Genomic DNA, 5,391 nt, shown 5'->3' with positions numbered 1-5,391 from the left:
GGGCCAGGGACCGTAGAAAGGTCCACCACGGCCGGCACACCCCGAAGTCCGTTACTGAGGCCACGGCAACGCTGGAGCCCGCAAGCCCCAACGAACCCCTCTACGTTGAGGCGGCAAATCAGCAGGCGGCCCCTGTCCCGGCTACAGAGAAGTCGCCCTATGAGGTCGAGAACGACATTCCGGCCGGCGATTCGCCCGTCCTGATCCGGCGGAAGGTGTTCCCCGCAGCCCAGCTCACGCTCGATGACGCCGTGGACAACATGGAACTTGTGGGGCACGACTTCTACCTTTTCGTGGACAAGGAGACCAAGGCGCCGTCGGTCGTATACCGGCGTGACGGCTGGACCTACGGGGTCATCTCCCTGGACCAGACCTGCGAGCCCGGACACTCAAGTCTGGAAGAAAAGATCCTCKCCTACCGTTCAGAGGATGAGCCCGCCACCRCATAAGCTGGTGCAGACCATCCAACGAAGGGACTGACGTGCAAGCATCGCTGAGCCTGGCACAGGCACGGCGGATCGCATTGRCAGCCCAGGGATTGGACAAGGAACGGCCCGCCGGACCCGTGACAGCACGGGCGGTGGGCCGTACCTTTGCCCGGCTGCACCTGGTCCAGATCGATTCCGTCAACGTGGTGTCCCGCAGCCACTTCCTGCCGTTCTTCTCCCGGCTGGGCAACTACGACCGCGCCATCCTGCAGCGCATGGCGGGGACCCACCCGCGCCGGATGATGGAGTACTGGGCGCACGAAGCCTGTTTCATCCGGCCGGACCACTTCCACGATCTCGTGCAGTGGCAGAACCGCACATGGGTGGGAGCCCACACCATGGACCCCGAACTGCGCAACGGCGTGGCGGCGCGGGTGCTGGAAACCCTGGCGGCCGGGCAACCCCTGACCGCCGCCGAACTGACCGCCCGTCTGGGCCACGTGGAGGACCGGCAGCGGGACCAATGGGGCTGGAACTGGAACGCTGTCAAGAGGGTCCTGGAGCACCTGTTTGAAGAAGGCCTGGTTTCCGCGGCCTCGCGGACCGAATCGTTCGAACGGCGCTACACCCTCACCGCCAGGGTGCTGCCCGGACCGGGCGGTGAGGCCGCGGGGCAAGCACCGGATGCTGCCGCCGCGATGGGCCGGCTGATCGACGCAGCGGCACGGGCCCACGGCATCGGGACCGTGCGGTGCTTCGCCGACTATTTCCGGACGCCCCAGAAAGCAGCCGCCGTGGCCGTCCGGAACCTCGTGGACAYGGGCCGGCTGCAGCCGGTCACCGTGGCCGGCTGGGACCGACCCTTATACCGCCATGTGGAGGCGAAACTGCCGCGCTCAGCCACCGGCCGCGCGCTRCTGAGCCCGTTCGACTCCCTCGTCTTCGAACGCCGGCGGCTTCAGGAGCTCTTCGGCTTCCACTACAGGATCGAGATATACACGCCTGAACCGAAGCGGCGGTACGGCTACTACGTCCTGCCCTTCCTGCTGGGCGACGCGATCGTCGCGCGGGTGGACCTGAAGGCCGACCGGGCCGGGGGCCTGCTTCTGGTGCGGACCGCCCACGCCGAACCAGGCGCGCCGGAGGACACCGCCGTCGAACTCGCCGCGGAACTGAACCTCATGGCAGAGTGGCTGGGACTGGGCGGGGTGGTTGTCTCACCAACCGGGGACCTTGCGCYGGCGCTCGCCGAAGCCGTGGCTGCACCGGTAAACAGCAGTATCCGCTGAGAGGGAACAGGCGCCACCGGCCCTGCGACTCTCCCGTAGACTAAACACGCCAGAATTCGGCAGCTTGAGACTGGGAGCAACTTCACGTGGCATCACTTATCGAAAAACTTCTCCGCACGGGGGACAAAAAAACCCTGCGGCAACTGCGGAACTATGCCGATTCCATTAATGCCCTGGAGAGCTCCTTCCAAACCTTCACGGACGCTGAGCTCCGTGAGGAAACTGACCGTCTGCGCGAACGCCACCAGGACGGCGAGAAGCTGGACGATCTGTTGCCGGAGGCCTTCGCGGCCGTCCGCGAAGCTTCCTCCCGCACCCTCGGCATGCGCCACTTCGACGTCCAGCTCATGGGCGGCGCCGCCCTGCACCTGGGCAACATCGCCGAAATGAAGACCGGTGAAKGCAAGACCCTGGTGGCCACTGCTCCGGCCTACCTCAATGCCCTCACCGGCAAGGGCGTCCATGTGGTCACCGTGAACGACTACCTCGCCGAATACCAGTCTGACCTCATGGGCCGCGTCTACCGCTTCCTCGGCCTGACCAGCGGCTGCATCCTGTCCAACCAGGACCCGGCCCTGCGCCGCGAACAGTATGCCGCGGACATCACCTACGGCACCAACAACGAATTCGGCTTCGACTACCTGCGCGACAACATGGCGTGGGACAGCTCCGAACTCGTCCAGCGCGGCCACCACTTCGCCATCGTCGATGAAGTGGACTCGATCCTRATCGACGAGGCCCGCACCCCGCTCATMATCTCCGGCCCGGCGCAAGGTGACACGAACCGCTGGTACAGCGAATTCGCCAAGGTCGTCACTCGCCTGCAGCCCGAGACCGACTACGAGGTCGACGAGAAGAAGCGCACGGTGGGCGTCCTCGAGGCCGGCATTGAGAAGGTCGAGGACTACCTCGGCATCCACAACCTCTACGAGTCCGCCAACACTCCGCTGATCGGTTTCCTGAACAACGCCATCAAGGCCAAGGAACTGTTCAAGCGGGACAAGGACTACGTCATCCTCGACGGCGAGGTGCTGATCGTCGATGAACACACCGGCCGCATCCTGGCCGGCCGTCGCTACAACGAAGGCATGCACCAGGCCATCGAAGCCAAGGAAGGCGTCGAGATCAAGGCCGAGAACCAGACGCTTGCCACGGTCACCCTGCAGAACTACTTCCGCATGTATGACAAGCTCGCCGGCATGACCGGCACGGCCGAGACCGAGGCCGCGGAGTTCATGAGCACCTACAAGCTCGGCGTCGTGGCGATCCCGACCAACCGCGACATGCAGCGGATCGACCAGGCCGACCTCGTCTACAAGAACGAGACCGTCAAGTTCGACGCCGTGGTCAAGGACATCGCCGAACGCCACGAAAAGGGCCAGCCGGTCCTGGTCGGTACCACCAGCGTCGAGAAGAGCGAATACCTCTCCCGTCTGCTGGCCAAGGAAGGCGTCCGGCACGAGGTCCTCAACGCCAAGAACCATGCCCGGGAAGCCTCAATCGTGGCCCAGGCGGGCCGCAAGGGCGCCGTCACGGTGGCAACCAACATGGCCGGCCGCGGTACCGACATCATGCTCGGCGGMAACGCCGAGTTCACCGCCGTCGCCGAACTGGCCAAGCGGGGCCTGGACCCCGAGGAAAACTCCGAGGAATACGAGACCGCCTGGCCCGAGGCTTTCGAGTCGGCCAAACAGGCCGTAAAGGACGAGCACGAGGAAGTCCTCAACCTGGGCRGACTTTACGTGCTCGGCACAGAGCGGCACGAGTCCCGCCGCATCGACAACCAGCTCCGCGGCCGTTCCGGACGCCAGGGCGACCCCGGCGAGTCCCGGTTCTACCTCTCGCTGACCGATGACCTGATGCGCCTGTTCAACTCCGGTGCGGCCGAACGCCTTATGAACAGTTMGGTGCCGGACGATGTCGCACTCGAATCCAAGCTCGTCTCCCGCGCCATCGCCTCGGCCCAGGGCCAGGTGGAAGGCCGCAACGCCGAGCAGCGCAAGAACGTGCTGAAGTACGACGACGTCCTGAACCGCCAGCGCGAGGCCATCTACGGTGACCGGCGCCGCATCCTCGAGGGCGATGACCTCCACGAGAAGGTCCAGTACTTCCTGGAAGACACCATCAACGCGTTCATCGACGCGGCCACGGCCGAGGGCACCGGCGACGACTGGGACTTCAACCTCCTGTGGTCGAACCTCAAGACCCTGTACCCGGTGAGCTTCACGCCGCGCGACGTTATCGACGAGGCCGGCGGCAAGTCCCGCATCACGGTTGACTTCCTGAGGGAAGAGATCCTCTCTGACGCCCGGCTGGTCTACCAGGCCCGGGAGCAGGCAATCGGCTCCGAAAGCATGCGCGAGCTCGAGCGCCGTGTGGTCCTGTCCGTGATCGGTCGGAAGTGGCAGGAACACCTCTACGAGATGGACTACCTCAAGGAGGGAATCGGGCTGCGCGCCATGGCGCAGCGCGACCCGCTGGTGGAGTACCAGCGCGAGGGCTTCATCATGTTCCAGGCCATGATGGAGGCCATCCGCGAGGAGAGCGTCGGATTCCTGTTCAACCTCGAGGTCGAAGTGACTCCGGCCGAGGACGTTGTGGTGGCGGACGCCGCCGGCCAGCATACGGAACACCACGAGCCGCAGATCCACGCCGCGGGACTCGAGGCTCCGGAGAAGCCGGCGCAGCTGCAGTACACCGCCCCCGGTGAAGACGGCGCCGCCCAGACCCGGATCGAGGCGAAGGCTTCCGGACGTTCAGGAAACCCCGCCAAGGCTGCGGCGCAGGACATCGGCCGCCGCACCGCGAAGAAGAAGCGGCGCTAGCAAGCGGCGCCAGGCACGGGCGCCAGCCACAGAGGCAAACGCAGGAGGACCGGAACGATTGTTCCGGTMCTCCTGCCGTTGTGCCTCCTTTCCTTGCAAGCCGGTTTCCGCTTCGAACCGGGCCTGCGTATCGTTCCCGCCCCCAGCCGGCGGGGTTTCTGGTTCCCGCCCCCAGCCGGGCCGCTCAGCCGATCTCCAGGACTGTGACGCGCCAGGCCACGGTGCCGCGCTCGAGCCTCAACGCGACCGCGCGGACCCGCGATTCCTCGACCACCACCGCGCTGGCCTCATAGACGTCATCCGAAACCTTGCAGGCCCGGACGGACCGGACCGAAGGGTTGCGGTGCAGCCGGCCCGCCGTTGGTGAGCTGCCGGAGGCGACCCGACGGGTCAGTGCGGCCCGGTGTTGCAGGGCCGCCAGGCACCGGGGGTCCAGCCGGCGGGAGAGCTGCTGCGCGGGCCGCGTGCCGGCGAGGACTTCGATGGCGGCCTGCACCGTGCTCCGGGAGATCGCACAAATCTCATGGGTTTCGTCGACCACGCGCAGCGGCGGGGGGACCGCAGCCGGGCGCGTGGCTCGTGTTGCCGTGCCGGATACAACCCGGAGGGCGGAGGCGGGCGTGGTCGCCGCGGCKGCGCGGATCCCGGTGACTGGATTCATGATGGTTCCTTTGCTGGGGGCTGGTGCGGGTGAGCTTCCGGCTGGTGCTGACGTGCTGGGGTGACGCGTGATGCGGCGTGTCCCTAGATTCCCGGCGGGAGGACAATGACCTGTCCCGGCCGCAGGAAGTGGGGGTTGGCTCCGATAGCTTCACGGTTGTTCGCATACAGCCGTGGCCACTCTCTGGC

General features: G+C 66.2%; 4 protein-coding genes. 3 read left to right on the top strand and 1 reads right to left on the bottom strand.

Features of this window, described 5'->3' with window-relative positions; translation table 11 throughout:
- The 3 genes from AC1DBQ_RS21370 to secA all read left to right on the top strand — a co-directional run.
- Positions 1-449 (top strand): sigma 54 modulation/S30EA ribosomal C-terminal domain-containing protein (locus tag AC1DBQ_RS21370; protein WP_476930422.1); only part of this gene is annotated, 449 nt, incomplete at its 5' end.
- Between the two features lie 32 nt (positions 450-481).
- Positions 482-1,717 (top strand): winged helix-turn-helix domain-containing protein, encoded by a 1,236-nt coding sequence (locus tag AC1DBQ_RS21365; protein ID WP_476930421.1) that lies wholly within the window; start codon positions 482-484, stop codon positions 1,715-1,717.
- A gap of 86 nt (positions 1,718-1,803) precedes the next feature.
- Positions 1,804-4,542, top strand: coding sequence for a preprotein translocase subunit SecA (gene secA, locus AC1DBQ_RS21360; RefSeq protein ID WP_476930420.1), 2,739 nt, complete (start codon positions 1,804-1,806; stop codon positions 4,540-4,542).
- 184 nt (positions 4,543-4,726) lie between these two features.
- Here the strand turns inward: secA and AC1DBQ_RS21355 are convergent, their stop codons facing one another.
- Positions 4,727-5,203 carry an Rv3235 family protein gene (locus AC1DBQ_RS21355; RefSeq protein ID WP_476930419.1) on the bottom strand — a complete coding sequence of 159 codons (477 nt, stop codon included), beginning with the start codon at positions 5,201-5,203 and terminating at the stop codon, positions 4,727-4,729.
- Between the last annotated feature and the right edge of the window lie 188 nt (positions 5,204-5,391).

The sequence above is a fragment of the Arthrobacter sp. 10T413_2 genome, assembly GCF_056394205.1.
Note: the sequence above shows the minus strand (reverse complement) of the source record. Positions and strands in the feature narration are given on the sequence as shown.